The sequence below is a fragment of the Maricaulis parjimensis genome (assembly GCF_016817355.1).
Lineage (GTDB): Bacteria > Pseudomonadota > Alphaproteobacteria > Caulobacterales > Maricaulaceae > Maricaulis > Maricaulis parjimensis.
The window spans coordinates 181,727-198,643 of record NZ_JADOTT010000001.1 but is presented as its reverse complement, the minus strand read 5'-3'; the positions used below and the strand labels follow the sequence as shown (position 1 = coordinate 198,643).

Below are 16,917 nucleotides of genomic sequence, written 5' to 3'. Positions count from 1 at the left end.
AGGACCTGTGTGATGAGAAAACTGGCAGTCCTGCTGATCGCGACGGCGGCCGTGTCCGCCTGCGAGCATAGTCAATCCCGGCGGCCGCAACCGCCGCAGAACCAGGCTGCCGGCCCCGCGCGGCCGATGCGCCCGCCCATGCAGGACACGGTCCAGCCCGCGATCGACATGTGCATGGTCGAAACCCTGGCCGAACAGCGTCTGGCCATGCTGGAGGAAGTGCATGGCTATCGCGAGGCCATCGGGTCGACCGCATCCTCCCGCGCCAATGTGGCTGACACGGAAACGCAGGAACTGATTGCTGCCTTTGAAACCGATCTGGACGCCTCCTACCGCTTCGCGACGGCCTCCTGCCGAACCTATAATCGCTGTCTGCAAGTCAACCGGTTCGAGGAAGCCAGCTGCCAGGATACCGCCTCGCTCTGGCATGACAGCCAGGACCGTTTCCATGATCTGTCGGAACGCCTCTCGCTGGTGCGTGAGCGTATTGCCAGTGATTGCCAGTCCTGTGGTCCGCGCCGTAGCGGTCCGTCGCAGCCGGCACCGGAGCGCCGGCGGCACACGCATGAAAGCGATGATCTGATGGGGTCGGTCTTCTCAACCGGAGGCGACGGCCACTAGCCGGTCTGGCAGGGCTCGTCATGTGAATGCCCGGATGGGCTGCAGGCTGTCCGGGCATGCCGTCTTTCGTGCAGGGCCTTGCCGAGGATCTGCACGGCAGATGACACAAACAGGCCTGCCATCAGGCCAGCCACGATCACGTCCGGCCAGTGCGTACCAGACCAGGCGACCAGTCCCGCCGAGGCAAATACGGCGATATTCCCGATCGCATCATTGCGCGAGCACAGCCAGACCGAGCGGACATTGGCATCGCCATTGCGCCAGCGGACCAGGATGAGGACGCTGGCCAGATTGGCGGCCAGGGCCAGGAGCGCGATGCCGCCCATGAGGCCGGCGTCGGGCTCGGTCGAGACGAAAGCCCGGTAGAGCGCCAGCGCCAGGATGAGTGCGCCCATGACAAACAGGCTGGCCGCCTTGAGAAGCGCGGCATTGGCGCGCCACAGGGCCGGTTTTCCGATCACGAAGAGCGAGAGGCTGTAAGTCGCCGCATCGGCCGCGAAATCAAGGGCATCGGCTTTCAGGGCCTGGGAATGGGCCGCCGCACCGGCCAGCATTTCCACGACAAACAGGCCGGCATTGATGGCAATGACAATCCAGAGCGCGCGGCGGAAGGCCGGCGAGGTTCCGTCGAATTCAGTGTCATGATCGCAGCAGCCGGACACGACGCACTCCTTGATTCCCGTCAGCTTTGAGAGCCTAATTCCTCTAGCGACTAGAGGTTCAAGGGCAAAATGTCAGATATGTCGATTGGCCGCCTGTCCGGTCTGTCGGGCGTGAAGGTTCCGACCATCCGCTATTATGAATCCATCGGCATGCTGGAAGCGCCGCCGCGATCGCCGGGAGGGCAGAGGCGGTATGGGGATGCGCATCTGGAGCGGTTGCGCTTCATCCGGCATGGGCGGGATCTGGGATTTGGCCTGGATGATCTGCGGGCTTTGCAGGACTTGTCCAACAGGCCGGACCAGTCCTGTGAGGAGGCGGATCGGATTGCGCGGCGCCAATTGCTCGATGTCGAACGCCGGATCGCCGGGCTGGAAGCGGTGCGTCACGAGCTGCTGCGCATGGTGGAGCGGTGCTCGCATGGTGTGGTGGATGAGTGCCGGGTTATCCAGACCCTGTCGGACCATGCCCTGTGCGAGCACGAGCATGGCGAGGATCAGACCGTCTCGAAAGCCGGATGATAGCTGACCAGCGCGGCCTGGTCGGGCAGGGCGTGATTGCCGAGGGGTTTGATCATGAAAGCTTCGGCATGATCGCCCTCCGGATCGCCATCCCAGCGCCAGTTGATGACCGAAGCCGGCTGGAAGCCTGAACGGGAATAATAGGCCGGATCTCCCAGCACGACACACCAGGGCACGCCGAGCGTGGTGAGGAAGGTGAGACCGTGCTCGATCAGGGCCGAGCCTATCCCCCGTTTCTGGTGTTCTGCCGTGACCGCCATGGGGGCCAGGCCGATGCCGTAGAATTCCGTACCGGCCGGGGACAGGGCCTGAACGGGAGAGAAGAAAATCGTGCCGACAATCCGGCCATGATCCTCCGCCACGAGTTCCAGCGTGTCCTGGTCGGCGGCCCGCAGGCAGACAACCAGACGCGCTTCCTCCGGCCCCGGAAAGGCTGACTTCAGCAAGGAATCTATGCCGGGATAATCAGCCTCGTCGGCGGCGCGGATCTGCATGATGTGTCAGGATCAGAAGGGCAGCCAGGCGCGGCGGCGCGTATAGGCGAGATAGCCGACATTGGCCCCGGCGCGCAGGCCGACACCCGAGCGGATGGGTGCCAGGGTGATCTCATCGGCGCGCTGATAGTTCACACCCAGACCGGCGATGAAATAGGCCGAACCCTCAACGCCCGGAAAGCGCTGATAGAGCCGGTCGGTATCATTGAGATTATAGACCAGGACGAAGACGCGGCTGGCATTGCCGCCGGCATCGAAACCGATCGACGGACCGCGCCAATAAACCTTCTCGCGCTCACCGGATTTCATCGTGAGATAGCCTTCGCCATAGCGCAGGCCGATCCCGGCCGCAGCGGCGACTTCCTCACCGGCCACATAGCCCACAGGACGGCCCAGATCGGAGAAAACGCGTTCCAGCACGCTGGCCGCCGCCTCGGCGGTGACGCCGAAGAAGTCGGACACGGCATCCACAAGCTCGTCCTGGGAATAGGTGTCGACGGGTTCGGAATACTGGCTGGGCTGACCGTAATCGGGGTCCTGGGCCTGGGCATCCGGTGTCAAACCGGAGGACAGGGTGAAGGTCAGGCTGATACCGGCAACCAGGCTGGCAAGGGCTCGCATCGAAACTCTCCGTTCGCGGCTCTGTAGGCTTGCATGTCTGCACGCCGACTATGGCGAGACAGCGGCGAAAGGGTTGAGGCTTGGTTAAGATCGGGCCGTCGGGCTGGCCAATCCGGCAAAAATCGGCGCAGCATGGCGTCAGGGGAGAAACATGGCCGATATCCACCAGCATGATGTGATCATTATCGGGGCCGGGATGAGCGGACTGCGCGCCGCCCAGCTTCTGTCCGAGCGCTATGATGTCTGTGTCCTGGAAGCCCGGGACCGGGTCGGCGGACGGGCCCTGTCACACACGTTTGAAAACGGGGACAGTGTCGATGTTGGCGGGCAATGGGTCGGGCCTGGACAGGACCGTCTCTACGCCCTGATCGAGGCGATGGGGATGACAACTTATCCCCTCTGGGACACGGGCGACCGGCTGATCCTGAGCCGGGACCGGCTGAGCACATACAGGGGGACAATCCCCAAGCTCGCGCCGCATATCCTCCTGAATATCCACTGGATGATGACGCGGTTCGACGCGATGGCGGCCCAGATCGATCCGGCCCAGCCCTGGGCGCATCCCAGGGCGCAGGAATGGGATAGCCAGACCGTGGCGGAATGGATGCGCAAGCATGCCCTTTCACGTCGGGCCTTCGAGATTTTCGCGGTCGGGATCGGCGCGGTCTTCGCGGCCGAACCGCATGATGTCTCGCTCCTGCATGCGCTTTTCTATGCCAGGGCCGGGACCTCGCTGGACAATCTCGTCTCCACCACGGGCGGGGCCCAGCAGGACCGGGTGCATGGGGATATGGCGGGCCTGGCCACGCGGATAGCGGACGGGCTGGGCGAGCGGATCCGGCTCAATGAGCCGGTGCGCCTGATCGACTGGTCCAAGGGTCTTCGCGTGGAAACCGACCGGGCTATCCATCATGCAAGGCGGGGGATAATGGCGATCCCGCCGAGCCAGGCGATGCGGATCCGCTATGCGCCGGACCTGCCGGCAGGCCGGGCGGGGCTGTGGCTGCGCATGCCGCCGGGGGCCTGCATCAAGTGTATCGCCCAGTACGAGGCCCCGTTCTGGCGCGAAGAAGGCCTTGCCGGTCAAGCGGTTGGGCCGGAGCTGACCGTGCGCGTGACCTTTGACAATACCGAAGAGGGCAAGACGGCGGGCCAGCTTTTGGGCTTCATTGAGGGCAATGAAGCGCGCAAATGGTCGGGCCGTGACTCGGAGGAGCGAAAGGCCGCCGTGCTGCGCGCATTCAGCGCTTATTTTAATGAAAAGGCGCTGCATCCCATTGATTATGTGGACCATGACTGGACGGCCGAGCCCTTTTCGCGCGGTTGCTATGCCGCGCTGATGGGACCGGGTGTGTGGACCGCCTATGGCGAACATCTCCGCCAGCCGCTGGGGTCGCTCCACATGGCGGGGACAGAGACGGCGACATCCTATTTCGGATATTATGAGGGCGCCCTCGACGCGGCCGAGCGGGCGGTGGCGGAAGTCAGTCGCGCGCTGGAGGCGGGCTGATGTGTGACACGCTCGCCATCCGCTCCGGCGCCTCGGTCTTCTTTGCCAAGAATTCCGATCGTGAGCCGAAGGAGGCCCAGCGGGTCGAGCGGCATGCGGCGGTGACGGGCGATACGGCCAGGACCGTGCGCTGCACCCATATCGAGATCGACCAGGTGCCGGACCGGCAGGCGACAATCCTGTGCCGGCCCGACTGGATGTGGGGCGCGGAAATGGGGGCGAATGCCGCCGGGGTCGTGGTCGGCAATGAGGCGGTGTTCTCCAAGCATGTGATGCGCCGGGGTGCGGCCCTGCTGGGCATGGATCTGGTGCGGCTGGCCCTGGAGCGCGGCTCGACGGCGCATGAGGCGGCCGGCACGATCATCCATCTGCTGGAAACCCACGGCCAGGGTGGACCGGCCGGCTTCAAGGACAAGCTCTTTCGCTATGACAATTCCTTCCTGATTGCCGATGCGCGCGACATCCTCGTGCTGGAGACCTGCGGCCGCGAGTGGCGCCTGCAGCGCCTGGCCGACCGGGCCTCGATCTCCAATACCTATTCCCTGACCGGACCGGTCACGATGCAGTCCGAGGGCGCGCCGGAGGACGGGTTCGGCGCGAAGGATGAAACCTGGCTGATGCGCACTTTCGGCAAGGCCCGCGAGCGGCAGGCTTGTACGATGGCCGGGCTGGAAGCCATGGCCGAGCCGGGACTGGTGCCGATGGCCGCCCTGCTGCGCAGCCATGATCGCGGGACCGGGTTTGAAAAGGGCTCGACCGCGGATGTCTGCATGCATGCCGGCGGCCTGCTGCGGCCGCACGCCACCACGAATTCCATGCTGGCCCTGCTGACACCAGGCGAGCCGCCGCGTCTGGCCTTCACCGGCACGATGACGCCCTGTGTCTCCCTCTTCCGTCCGGCCGGTTTTGACGGCGAATGGAGCGTGTTCGACCCGACCCTCTGGGAGCGCGGCGCCGAACAATCCCGCCGCCTGGCCGGAGACCGGGAGGCGCGCCAGTCCGTGCAGGCCCGGATCGCGGCGGCGGAGCACCGGGTTCTGGCCATGATCGAGGCCGGCCGGACGGATGTGGCCGAGGAATTGGTCCGCGCCTGGGATTCGCATGAATTGGGGTTGGTTTAGGGGCGCGCGGGCAGTGGTGTGTGGACCGATTTTATCGGAGGATGACTGGTGCGAAATGAATCTAAATGCTGATGATATCAAGCTGCGTGGGAGGCCAGGTTGAATAGGCGGATAGTAATTACGCTTCTTAAGTGTGTTGTTGTATTGCATTTATTTATCGCAATACCCGCGGATTTCATCCTCGCAATGAACAGTGAGAGGGGTGAATTCACGCTTTGCCACTTTTCGCCATTGGCAAGCGGTTGTTATAATTATTGGATTGCATTTTTGTGGCTCGATGCCATCCCATTGGTCATAATGGCCTCTACTATAGTATTGTATTTGTTGAGGTCGAGGGGGGATAGTGTTTGATTTAGAAAAACAGGGGCGCACACCCATTAGCGAGGTCGGAGTTCTGGTTCGCATGATCCGAGCCGAAGCCTTGCGAGCGTTCCTGCGTGGTCGCAGAATAAAGAGTGTAAGCACCAATATTTTCAGAATGTGTTGAAGTGTGGGAACCCTGTGATGAATGCCGATGTCCTCATCGAGGCGATTGAAAAATTAGAAGCAGCTTGCTCTTGCTCTATTCCTCAACAGTACAGGATTTTTCTTTCAAATGCGGGTTCCGTGAAGCCCGCGGGTTGCGTCATTGATATTCCTGGCATGCCTGGTTCGCCAACAGATATTGATTCGTTGTTTAGCGCTTATGGGGTGAGGGATTCTGATGACGTGTTGTGGAACTATAAAACTATCACACAAGAGTATCCGGATTGTCCCAATGTTCTACCCATCGGGTCCGACTCCGGTGGGGGAATATTCGCAATAGATCTGAATATGCAGGGTTATGGATCCATTTTGTTTATAGATTTATCGGCCTCTCCAGTTGAGAGTTATTTTGTTTGCTCGGATTTCGCGGCATTCCAATCAAAGCTCGAGGCGGGTGGTGATCAACGAGCATGATGGTTCACTCTGGATGATGGCTTTCAAGAACTTTTCAGTGACGCTCAGGAACGCTCTCAAACGACGGGGTTTTAGCGAGCGGAGAGTGGACCTTGGATGGTTTCAACGGATCTTGGGTTCCCAAGACCGTGGATGGTTGTTGTTGAAGAATGACGACAAGTGCTTCGTCGGGCGTGAGCGCGACTATTGGATGTTCACCTACGCATCCTCCGAAGACGCAAGCCGTGACATTATCGAGGAGATGGGCGTGGGCATCGATGTCGGTGAAGACGGAAGGCATGTCGATTCAGAGGGATTGAATGAATTGACTGAATGGGTGCGTGCCCACTTTTGAAAAAAAACGGGAACACATACCCATCAGCGAGGTCGGACTTCAGGTTCGATTGAGCTAGGCTGAAGCTTTGCGAATGCCCCTGCGTTGACGCGAGATTTATCCTGAGGAAACCGGGACTTCCCCCTCTCCCGGCGCATGCGCGCCACCCTCTCCCAAGGGAGAGGGGGTGCTGAAATCGGCTCCACTTATCCCCACCCCCAAAACCTGTGAGACACTTCTCCTCGACTTCCGGGAAGAGAGGCATGAGCTCAGTCCCTTGTGCCCGGAGGTTTGCGGAGCCTGTCCGCGCGAAGGGGTGACATCCTGAGCACCGGCAGGGCGTCCGGCCCGGTCTGACGGCACTAAACGCCCGACCCGAATACCGGCCGGATTGGAAACGGGGGCGAGAGCGTTCGGGAAATCTCCGCGTGCGGGAGGCAAGTGCCTGTCACACACACTTAGAAAACACGCCGGCAGACAGTCGCCGGCCTCCCGCACACCTCTCATACCTCCAAGGTGAAAACCTGTGGAGCTTCGCCCTCTTTCTGAAGCGTATTGTCTTGTCATCCCGGATGGATGCCCGGCCTTGAGCCGGGCGTAAGTCCGGGACCCATTTGCGCCCCGTGGCACGATAGGTCCCGGCTCTATGCCCCGCTTTCGCGGGGCGGAAGCCTGCGCCCGCGAAGGCGGGTGGCCGGGATGACAATCAGAAGCTCTTGTTCGGGAGAAAGAGGACCCATACCCCGCACCCCCGCATTTTCCCCGGACTTGTTCCGGGGCCAACCGAAGGTGCCGCATCCTCATCCTATGAAAAGGCGGAACGCACCGTCGGCCCCGGGACTGCGCCCGGGGGAAATGGAGGTGGGGGCACCCCCACCTAATCCCCAATCCGCAGCACCGAGATCGACGCGCCGTCCACATCCCCAGCGACCCGGTGCGTGTTGCCCTCGACCAGGATGTTGGCGCCGTCGGATCCCAGATCCCACAGATATCCGCGCAGGAAGGCTGTGACGCCCTGGCGGGCGCCGGCGGTGTTGAGGCGGCCGGCGAGGGAGTAGGTTTGCCAGGCTTCGCCTTCGGTGAGGCGGCCGGCATCGGCTTGGTCGGCGTCGGCGGGCCAGCCGGTGGTGTAGCCGCCCCAGGGCTGGGTCCAGACGCCGGAGGGCTGGAGGAAGGCGGGGACGGCAATGAAATCGGCCTGGTTTTCGGTGAGCGGGGCGTAGGCGTCCGGGTGCCAGCTGTCGGCGCAGATGAGGACGCCGAGGCGGCCGGCCGGGGTGTGGAAGACCGGGATGTCCTGCGGTGTGGCGGCGGCGGTGAAGCCGGCTTCGTCGGGGATGGGGTGAAGCTTGCGCACAAGGCGGTCATGGACGCGTCCGTCCGGCGCGAAGACGGCAGAGACATTGTAGAGCGGACCATTGCCGGGGCGGATCTCGCCCTCGATGACGGAGGGGTCCGGCAGGACGATGGAGCCGGCGACAATGGTGACGCTGAATTCGCGGGCGAGATTGGCAAAGACGGATTGATAGTCGTGCGCCATGCGATGGGCGCGCATGCGGAAGACGGCGGCGGCGAAACGGTCGTCTTCGTTTGAGCGCGCCAGGGCGAGGGCGAAGGGCACAGGATTGGCGAGGATGAGATGGGCCATCGCGCCGGTTGTGCTGTTGGCGGTGAAGCTGAATCGCGGTGCGCGTGAGGCGACCAGCCAGGTGCCGACATGCTCGGGAAAGACGATGATCGAGCCCTGGCCGAGATGACCGGCGATCTGTGCCTCGCGCAGATAGGCGGCCAGATGAAGCTGCAGACGGTCCGGCGATTGGTAATGGCGTTCATCCAGCCAGGGCTGGATGGCGACCAGATGGGCCGCGGGTGCGGAGGGCAGTGAGCGGGCCGGCAGGCGCAGATCGGACGGGGGCTCCAGCGCGGAGGGCGTGCGGTAGATGCCCCACAGGCCTGCCAGGACCAGGGTGAGGAATGCCAGGATGAAGCCGGTTTTCACGATGCGCTGTCCTTTTCCGGACGGCAGGATTGGCGCTTCCTCGATCCGGATCAAGCCTCACCGCCGGGGCGCTGGCAGAGCTGGCAGGAAAAGATGGTGAAATCTTCATTTTCGCGACATGCCCAGTGCCGTTAGTCTCCCGGCAAACTCCAGGGGAGCACTTTGAATGCGTAAATTGATGATGACGACGGCCAGCCTTGCCGCCCTCCTTGCCACGGCCTGTTCGCCGCAGGCGGCCGAGGATACAAGCGTGGCTGAAACCCATGAGACCGCCATGGCTGAGGACATGTCCGCCACCGACGTGATGTCGACCAATCCGCTGCTGGCGGAATGGACCGGGCCTTATGGCGGTGTGCCGAATTTCCAGACGGCCAGCCTGGACGATCTGCGTGAGGCGCTGGAAGCCGGCATGGCGGCCAATCTCGCCGAGATCGATGCCATCGTGAACAATCCGGAAGCGCCGACCTTCGAGAACACGATCGTCGCCATGGAGCGTGCCGGTGATCCGCTGGGCCGCGTCTTCTCCTATTGGGGTATCTGGTCGGCCAACATGTCGTCGCCGGAATTCCGCGCCATCCAGGGCGAGATGATCCCGGCCCTGTCGGCCTACCAGTCCCAGATCACCCAGAATGAGGCGCTGTTTGAGCGCATCCGGGCGGTCTATGAGGGCGAGGAAATGGCGACGCTGCGTCCGGATCAGCAGCGTGTTGTCCAGCTGACCTATGACGGCTTCGCCCGCAATGGTGCCACGCTGGAAGGCGAAGCTGCCGAGCGCTATGCCGCGATCAATCAGCGCCTGGCCGAGCTGCACACGACCTTCTCCAACAATGTCCTGCACGACGAGGAAAACTACGTCACCTATCTGAGCGCCGATCAGCTGTCGGGCCTGCCGGAGGGTTTCGTGCAGGCGTCCGCGGCCGCTGCAGCCTCACGCGGACGGGAGGGCGAGTATGCCATCACCAATACGCGTTCCTCGATGGATCCTTTCCTGACCTTCTCGGATGAACGCGATCTGCGCGAGACGGTCTGGCGGAATTATTACAGCCGCGGCGATAATGGCGATGAGTACGACAATAACGCCATCATCACGGAAATCCTGACCCTGCGCGATGAGCGTGTCGGCCTGCTGGGCTATGACAATTACGCCTCCTGGCGTCTGGAAGACCGGATGGCCGGCAATCCGCAGAATGCCATGGATCTGATGGTTCCGGTCTGGCAGGCCGCGGTCGGCCGGATCGAGGAAGAAGTCGCCGACATGCAGGCCCTGGCCGATGCGCGCGGTGACGGCATCACGATCGCGCCGTGGGATTACCGCTATTACGCCGAGAAGGTCCGCCAGGACCGCTATGCGCTCGACAGCGATGAGGTGAAGCAATACCTGCAGCTGGATAATCTGCGCGAAGCCATGTTCTACGTGGCCGGCGAGCTGTTCGGCTTCGAATTCCGCGAACTGCCGGAAGGCGAAGTCTCGGTCTGGCATCCGACCGTGCGGGTCTGGGAAGTCACCGCCCGCGATAGCGGCGAGAATGTCGGCCTGTGGTATCTCGATCCCTTCGCCCGCCAGGGCAAGCGCTCCGGCGCCTGGGCCAATTCCTTCCGCTCCCACACCACTTTTGATGGCGAGCAGAATGTGCTGGCCACGAACAACTCCAACTTCATCGAGGGTGCGCCGGGCGAACCGGTCCTGGTGTCCTGGGATGATGCGGAGACCTTCTTCCACGAATTCGGCCACGCCCTGCACTATCTCTCCTCGAACGTCGCCTATCCGACGCTCAATGGCGGGGTGCGGGACTACACCGAATTCCAGTCGCAGCTGCTGGAACGCTGGCTGCTGACCGATCCGGTGATCGAGAATTACCTGGTCCATGTGGAAACCGGCGAGCCGATCCCGGCGGAACTGGTCGAGCGCATCCGTGCGGCGGCCAATTTCAACCAGGGCTTCTCGACGGGCGAATATCTGGCCTCGGCGCTGATGGACATGGTCTATCACACGACCGAGCCGAGCGAGATGTCCGATCCGGACACGTTCGAGCGCGAGACCCTGGCCGAGCTGGGCATGCCGGACGAGATCGTCATGCGTCACCGCTCGCCGCACTTCGGTCACGTCTTCTCCGGCGAAGGCTATTCGGCCGGCTATTACGGCTATATGTGGGCTGATGTGCTGACCTCGGATGCCGCAGAGGCCTTCGAGCAAGCGCCGGGCGGGTATTACGACCCGGAAGTGGCCGGCCGTCTGGTCGACTATCTCTTTGCCCCGCGCAATGCGATCGACCCGGCTGTGGCCTATCGCGAATTCCGCGGCCGCGATGCCGATCCGGCTGCGCTGATGCGTGATCGCGGCTTCCCGGTGCCGGAGGGCATGGGCGACAGCGAATAGGATCGCTTCAAGTCTGAATGGGAAAGGGCGCTCCGTCGGGGCGCCCTTTTCTTTTGGGGATCAGTCAGGGAATTCGACGTAGCGCCAATAACAATCGACCAGTTCCAGGGCGGCCTCGAACTCCATGCCGGCGCGGGCCTTGAGGATGTAGGCGGCGACATTGTGCTCGTAGGCCTCCGCCCGGTCGCGTTCGGCATTCGACGTGGTCAGCACCATGATGACGGCGGAATGCAGGACCGGGTCGGCGCGGACCTCGGCGAGGAATTCCAGCCCGTTCATGACGGGCATGTTGAGATCAAGCAGGATGATGAAGGGCGCCCGTACCGTCACGCCGTCGGTCTTGCCGCGTAGCATGTCGAGCGCTTCCCTGCCATTGCGCGCGCGGATGACCGGGTTCGCCAGACGGCGCTTGGTCAGGCTGCGTTGGACAGCTTCGGCGTCGATATCATCATCCTCGACGAGGAGGATGGTGACGACGCGCGGCGGGATGCCGGTCTCAACCATTGGGGAACTCCAGAATGAAACGACTGCCCCGGGCGAGGCCGGGATTGGACTTCAGCGTAATCGTGCCGTCCAGACGGGCAACCGCTTTTGCGACAATGGCCAGGCCCATCCCGCTGGCTTCCTTCTCGTCGCGGGATTTCACCGTTTCGAACATGCCGAAGACGCGCTCATGCAGGTCCTCGGGGATGCCCGGCCCGTCATCGGCTACTTCGACGCGCCAATTCTCGCCCGTCTGGTAGAGGGTGAGCTGGATGCGGGCCATGTCGCGGTCATGGTGTTTGGAGGCATTGCTGATCAGATTCATGAGAATGATCTGCATCAGATTCACATCGGTGAAGACATCGAATTCGCCACCCAGGATTTCCACTTTGTGACCGTCGGGCAGGGAGAGGAGGTCAAGGGCGGACTGGGTGAGTTCATCAAGTTGGTTATGGCTGCGCGAGACCGCTTTTCGGCCCACACGGGAATATTCCAGCAGCGCATCCAGCAGGCCCTGCAGGCGCTCGACCCGGCTGTGGAGCAGGGACATGTAGCGCTTTGCGTCATCGGGGATGGCGTCGCCCAGATCCTCACCCAGCCAGTCGACGAGCTGGCGAATCCCGCGCAGGGGGGATTTCAGGTCGTGGGAGGCGGTGTAGGCGAAACTGTCCAGCTCGGCATTGGCGGCTTCCAGCTGGGTGTTGATGTCGGACAGCAGGGATTTCTGCTTCTGCTCCACCAGGGTGAGGTGGAAAGCCTGAAGGGCGAGCGCCGAGGCGATCAGGGCGAAGACCAGGAAAAGGGCACCACCCGAATTGGGCGGCGCATGCGCCAGGGCCTCGGCTTCGGTCAGTGAGATGCGGATCGGACGTGGCGCGCCAAAATCGAGCTGCGAGATGATGGAGTTGGCGGGGTCGGGCTCGTCCGGCGCGAGGACATGCAGCGGAATGTCAAAACGGCGGGGCAGGCTGCCCAGCATGGCATCGACCCGGTCCAGGGCGTTCACCTCGATCATGGCCCCGTCGAAATCACCCTCCGGTGTGTAGACGGGCGCGAGGGCGAGGAAGCCGGCATTTCCGCCGGGCAGGGCGAAAATATCCGTGATGATGATCTCGCCGGTCATACGGGCCTGATCGAAAGCGGCACGGGCGACGCCGTCCAGAGCGCTGCCTTCGGCCCAGTCCGCGCCGGTCTCCGGAACGCTCCAGACCGTCTCTCCCTGCGCCGAGATCAATGACAGGGAGGTCATCAAGGCGGTGTGGCTGACATAGTTTCCGGCATCCTCGCGCCAGGCCGGCTCCGGCGTTCCGCCGGGCACTTGCCAGCGGTCGGCGATGCGTTCCAGGGCCAGCACCTGCTCATTGAAGCGGGCGTCGAGGGTGAGAGCGAGCAGGTCGAGCTCGCTGGCCTGGCCTGCCAGGGCGTTGAAACGATGCTGTGCCGAGATCCCGAGCAGGAGGGCGATACTGAAACTGGCGAGGAACAGGCCGGCGCCGATCAGGGTCGTGGCGTGGCGGCTGGCCATGACCCTGCGTGAAAAACTCAGCGTCCGGCTGATCTTGATGATGCAGATCCCGCCCGTCATGGCGAGGGTCAGCACACCCATTCCGGTCCCGGCAGACAGGTTGAAAAGCGCGACCTGGCCGAGCAGATAGCCAATCAGGAAGGTGATCAGAAAACCGGACGCAACCATGGTGGACCAGAGTGCCAGCCGGTCGCGCAAAAGAGGGGCCTCCGCCGCCAGACTGACATAGGTCAGGCTGAGGGCTGCGATGACCAGGCTGGAATTGAGCGACATGCGACCGGGAGAAGCGCCGGGCTCAACAAATTGGTGCGTGTGAAATGCCTGATCGACGCTCAGATCAATGCCCAGAACATGTTCCAGTCCTGTCAGTACGGCGATGATGAAGGCGCACAGGCCGAGGCCGGCGGCGGCATGGCGGAAGCCGGGCCGGATAAGGCTGGCCAGGCCCAGAAGAAAGCAGGTGAGCGCGGTATTGAACTGGGTCGGGGACCAGGACGGGTGCACGCGAACCATGCTCTCCAGACCCATTTTCCAGCTGACCATGATGATGGCGCTGAACATGACGACACAGGCTGCGATGGCCAATCGCCAGACCGGTTCCTCATTCCATTTGTCCAGCAGGCCGGTCATCTGTGTCACGCCTCCCGCAACAGGATGAGGGTAAAGGAAAACACACTGCCGCCTTCCGGTGCCGGCTGGCACCAGATCCGGCCGCCATGGGTTTCGATGATGCGTTTGACGATGGACAGGCCCAGCCCGTGCCCGGCGTCGTCATCGGCATCACCGCGGTCCAGCGGATTGAAAATCCGTTCGCGCAAATGATCTGGCACGCCGATGCCATTATCGCGGACATCCACGCGGACCTGGTCGCCCAGGGCTTCTGCGCTGATGGCAATCTGCGGGGCCGCGTCAGTCCGGTATTTGATGGCATTCTGGATGAGGTTGGTGAAGACGCGCTCCAGCTGCGCGGCATGGCCCCGTGTTTTCGGCAGGTCGCTGATCGTGACGTGCGCCCCGGCCTCGCGGATGTCGGCGTCAAGCAGGCTCGCCGCCTGCTGCGCGGCTGCTGTCAGATCGACGGGCTCGAACTCGGCCGGGCTCTGCTCTGTGTCCGCAAAGGCGAGGAGATTGTCGATAAGCGAGGCCATGTGGCGGCCCTGTTCCTCGATCTTGGCGAGGAAGGGGCGGGCCTCTGCCGGCAGGCTGTCCATGGTGTGCTGGAGCACATTGGCGAGGCCGACAATCCCGTTGAGCGGGGATTTGAGATCATGGGCGGCGTGGAAGGCAAAACTCCGCAAGGCGGCCTCGCGGGAGGCGGCCTCGCGTCGCAGTTCCGACCGGTTGAGCGCGCTGTGAATGGCCCAGCCCAGAGTGGTCTCATTGACATCCGCCTTGGAGAGGAATTCATCCGCCCCTTGCTGGATGGCCTCCACCGCGACGGCCACCTCGTCCGTACCGGTGATCATGATGACCGGGAGATGGCGCGTGGCCGGCGTGTGGCGGATCGAGTTGACCAGGGAGACGCCATTGCAGAAGGGCATGTCGTAATCGATCATGACGCATTCGATGGACGGGTTTTCCAGCTCTTTCAGCCCGTCGAGGGGGGAGGCCGCTTCGGTGATCGCGGCTTTCGGCGCCATCGCCCGAAGCCGGCGTTTCAGCGCGATCCGGTCGACCTCGTCATCATCAATGATCAGGAAGTGTTGGGGGAAGGCCTGGGTCACGTCTGATTTCCTATGGGTTGTGAAATGATACTATCGCGTCATGATTGTGCGGTCCAAGCCTGCGTTATTGGCCGGGTGCCCCATGCCTATCCCGCTTGGCCAAACCCCTTTTGAATGCTACCTGCCCGCGCCATGAGCACAGATCCGTCCCTGATCCGAAATTTCTCCATCGTGGCGCATATCGACCACGGCAAATCGACCCTCGCCGATCGCCTGATCCAGTTCACGGGCGGCCTGTCCGACCGTGAGATGAAGGAGCAGGTGCTCGACTCGATGGAGCTCGAGCGCGAACGGGGCATCACGATCAAGGCCCAGACCGTGCGTCTGGACTACAAGGCAAAGGACGGAAAGACCTATGTCCTGAACCTGATCGACACGCCCGGACACGTTGACTTTGCCTATGAGGTCAACCGCTCCCTGGCTGCCTGTGAAGGCTCGCTCCTCGTCGTGGACGCCTCGCAGGGCGTGGAAGCCCAGACGCTGGCGAATGTCTATCAGGCGATCGAGGTCGACCACGAGATCGTCCCCGTGCTCAACAAGATCGACCTGCCGGCCGCCGAGCCGGACCGGGTCAAGGAACAGATCGAGGATGTGATTGGCCTGGATGCTTCCGACGCGGTGGAGATTTCCGCCAAGACGGGCCTGGGCATTCCCGATGTGCTGGAAGCCATTGTGACGCGCCTACCCCCGCCCAATGCCGGAGATCCGACGGCCCCGCTCAAGGCGATGCTGGTGGACAGCTGGTATGACCCTTATCTCGGCGTGATCTGTCTGGTCCGCGTGATCGAGGGCACGCTGAAAAAGGGCATGAAAGTCCGCCTGATGGGCACGGGTGCGGCCTATCCGGTGGATGGTGTCGGCGTCTTCCGTCCCAAGAAGGAAAGCATTGAAAGCCTGGGTCCGGGCGAGCTGGGCTATCTCAACGCCTCGATCAAACAGGTCCGTGATGCGCGCGTGGGTGACACCGTCACCGATGACAAGCGCCCGGCCGACAAGGCGCTGACCGGCTACAAGCCGGCCCAGCCTGTGGTGTTCTGCGGTCTCTTCCCGGTCGACAGCGCCGAGTTCGAGGATCTGCGCGAGGCGATCGAGAAACTGGCGCTCAATGACGCCTCCTTCTCCTTTGAGATGGAAACCTCTGCCGCCCTGGGCTTCGGTTTCCGCTGCGGCTTCCTGGGCCTGTTGCACCTGGAAGTGATCCGCGAGCGTCTCGAGCGGGAATACGATATCGAGCTGATCACCACGGCCCCGTCCGTGGTTTATCGCCTGACCATGACGGACGGCACCGAGATTGATCTGCACAATCCGGCCGACATGCCCGATCCGGTGAAGATCGACACGATTGCCGAGCCCTGGATCAAGGCCACCATTCTGGTGCCGGACGAGTATCTGGGCGGCGTGCTGAAACTCTGCCAGGACCGCCGCGGCAATCAGGTCGAGCTGACCTATGCCGGCAATCGCGCGCTCGTCGTTTATGAGCTGCCGCTCAATGAGGTCGTGTTCGACTTCTATGACCGCCTGAAATCGGTCACCAAGGGCTATGCCTCCTTCGACTATCAGTGGATCGAGGACCGGGTCGGCGATCTGGTGAAAATGTCGATCCTGGTCAATGACGAGCCGGTCGATGCCCTCTCCATGGTGGTTCACAAGGCGCGCGCCGAAATGCGCGGCCGGGCCATGTGCGAGAAGCTGAAGGATCTCATCCCGCGGCACATGTTCAAAATCCCGATCCAGGCGGCCCTGGGCGGACGCATCATTGCCCGCGAGACCCTGTCTGCCCTGCGCAAGGATGTGACGGCGAAATGCTATGGCGGCGACGCCACCCGGAAGCGCAAGCTTCTGGACAAGCAGAAGGCCGGCAAGAAGAAGATGCGCCAGTTCGGCAAGGTCGAGATCCCGCAGGAAGCCTTCATCGCGGCTTTGAAGATGGATGATGACTAAGGTTTGATCCTTGGCCTCTTGCCAGACGCGCAGAATGCACCAAATTCTGTGCAACCGGATTTTTCAAG

General features: G+C 62.6%; 15 protein-coding genes. 8 read left to right on the top strand and 7 right to left on the bottom strand.

Annotated elements, in window-relative coordinates; all coding sequences use genetic code 11:
- Nucleotides 1-12 precede the first annotated feature (12 nt).
- Entirely contained in the window at nucleotides 13-621 is a 609-nt protein-coding gene (locus tag I0K07_RS00680; RefSeq protein ID WP_203290748.1) for a hypothetical protein, read from the top strand.
- On the opposite strand, the gene I0K07_RS00675 is transcribed toward I0K07_RS00680, so the two are convergent.
- On the bottom strand, nucleotides 618-1,283 hold the full coding sequence (locus tag I0K07_RS00675) for a cation efflux transmembrane domain-containing protein (protein ID WP_203290747.1): 666 nt from the start codon (nucleotides 1,281-1,283) through the stop codon (nucleotides 618-620). The genes I0K07_RS00680 and I0K07_RS00675 overlap by 4 nt on opposite strands.
- A 69-nt stretch (nucleotides 1,284-1,352) precedes the next feature.
- On the opposite strand from I0K07_RS00675, the gene I0K07_RS00670 reads away from it, so the two are divergent.
- The gene (locus I0K07_RS00670) at nucleotides 1,353-1,802 is read left to right on the top strand and encodes a MerR family transcriptional regulator (RefSeq protein ID WP_203290746.1); all 450 of its coding nucleotides are present in this window, start codon (nucleotides 1,353-1,355) and stop codon (nucleotides 1,800-1,802) included.
- Here I0K07_RS00670 and I0K07_RS00665 read toward each other — a convergent pair.
- Both I0K07_RS00665 and I0K07_RS00660 read right to left on the bottom strand, forming a co-directional pair.
- Nucleotides 1,778-2,296, bottom strand: a complete 519-nt coding sequence (locus I0K07_RS00665; RefSeq protein WP_203290745.1) for a GNAT family N-acetyltransferase — start codon at nucleotides 2,294-2,296, stop codon at nucleotides 1,778-1,780. The two genes, I0K07_RS00670 and I0K07_RS00665, sit on opposite strands and share 25 nt — an antisense overlap.
- A 12-nt stretch (nucleotides 2,297-2,308) precedes the next feature.
- Nucleotides 2,309-2,917, bottom strand: coding sequence for a DUF1134 domain-containing protein (locus I0K07_RS00660; protein WP_203290744.1), 609 nt, complete (start codon nucleotides 2,915-2,917; stop codon nucleotides 2,309-2,311).
- A 151-nt stretch (nucleotides 2,918-3,068) separates the two neighbouring features.
- Between I0K07_RS00660 and I0K07_RS00655 the strand changes: the two genes are divergently transcribed.
- The 4 genes from I0K07_RS00655 (at nucleotide 3,069) to I0K07_RS00640 (ending at nucleotide 6,821) form a co-directional block, all read left to right on the top strand.
- Nucleotides 3,069-4,427 carry a flavin monoamine oxidase family protein gene (locus I0K07_RS00655; protein WP_203290743.1) on the top strand — a complete coding sequence of 453 codons (1,359 nt, stop codon included), beginning with the start codon at nucleotides 3,069-3,071 and terminating at the stop codon, nucleotides 4,425-4,427.
- Nucleotides 4,427-5,548 carry a peptidase C69 family protein gene (locus I0K07_RS00650; RefSeq protein WP_203290742.1) on the top strand — a complete coding sequence of 374 codons (1,122 nt, stop codon included), beginning with the start codon at nucleotides 4,427-4,429 and terminating at the stop codon, nucleotides 5,546-5,548. Before I0K07_RS00655 ends, I0K07_RS00650 begins: the two co-directional genes overlap by 1 nt.
- Nucleotides 5,549-6,052: 504 nt before the next feature.
- A complete protein-coding gene (locus I0K07_RS00645) occupies nucleotides 6,053-6,487 on the top strand; it encodes an SMI1/KNR4 family protein (RefSeq protein WP_203290741.1) in 435 nt (144 codons plus the stop codon).
- Complete coding sequence (locus I0K07_RS00640; RefSeq protein ID WP_203290740.1) at nucleotides 6,471-6,821, top strand: hypothetical protein; 351 nt, start codon at nucleotides 6,471-6,473, stop codon at nucleotides 6,819-6,821. The genes I0K07_RS00645 and I0K07_RS00640 overlap by 17 nt, the downstream gene beginning before the upstream one ends.
- 856 nt (nucleotides 6,822-7,677) lie before the next feature.
- Here I0K07_RS00640 and I0K07_RS00635 read toward each other — a convergent pair.
- Nucleotides 7,678-8,853, bottom strand: a complete 1,176-nt coding sequence (locus tag I0K07_RS00635) for a nitrilase-related carbon-nitrogen hydrolase (protein WP_203290739.1) — start codon at nucleotides 8,851-8,853, stop codon at nucleotides 7,678-7,680.
- Between the two features lie 112 nt (nucleotides 8,854-8,965).
- On the opposite strand from I0K07_RS00635, the gene I0K07_RS00630 reads away from it, so the two are divergent.
- The gene (locus tag I0K07_RS00630; protein ID WP_203290738.1) at nucleotides 8,966-11,176 is read left to right on the top strand and encodes a M3 family metallopeptidase; all 2,211 of its coding nucleotides are present in this window, start codon (nucleotides 8,966-8,968) and stop codon (nucleotides 11,174-11,176) included.
- Between the two features lie 60 nt (nucleotides 11,177-11,236).
- Here the strand turns inward: I0K07_RS00630 and I0K07_RS00625 are convergent, their stop codons facing one another.
- The 3 genes from I0K07_RS00625 to I0K07_RS00615 are packed head-to-tail and all read right to left on the bottom strand — an operon-like array spanning nucleotide 11,237 to nucleotide 14,908.
- Nucleotides 11,237-11,680: a response regulator gene (locus tag I0K07_RS00625; RefSeq protein WP_203290737.1), complete on the bottom strand. Its 444-nt coding sequence runs from the start codon at nucleotides 11,678-11,680 to the stop codon at nucleotides 11,237-11,239.
- Nucleotides 11,673-13,814, bottom strand: a complete 2,142-nt coding sequence (locus I0K07_RS00620) for a sensor histidine kinase (RefSeq protein WP_238934399.1) — start codon at nucleotides 13,812-13,814, stop codon at nucleotides 11,673-11,675. Before I0K07_RS00620 ends, I0K07_RS00625 begins: the two co-directional genes overlap by 8 nt.
- A 5-nt stretch (nucleotides 13,815-13,819) precedes the next feature.
- On the bottom strand, nucleotides 13,820-14,908 hold the full coding sequence (locus I0K07_RS00615; protein WP_203290735.1) for an ATP-binding protein: 1,089 nt from the start codon (nucleotides 14,906-14,908) through the stop codon (nucleotides 13,820-13,822).
- Between the two features lie 132 nt (nucleotides 14,909-15,040).
- Between I0K07_RS00615 and lepA the strand changes: the two genes are divergently transcribed.
- Nucleotides 15,041-16,849, top strand: coding sequence for a translation elongation factor 4 (gene lepA, locus I0K07_RS00610; RefSeq protein ID WP_203290734.1), 1,809 nt, complete (start codon nucleotides 15,041-15,043; stop codon nucleotides 16,847-16,849).
- Nucleotides 16,850-16,917 lie beyond the last annotated feature (68 nt).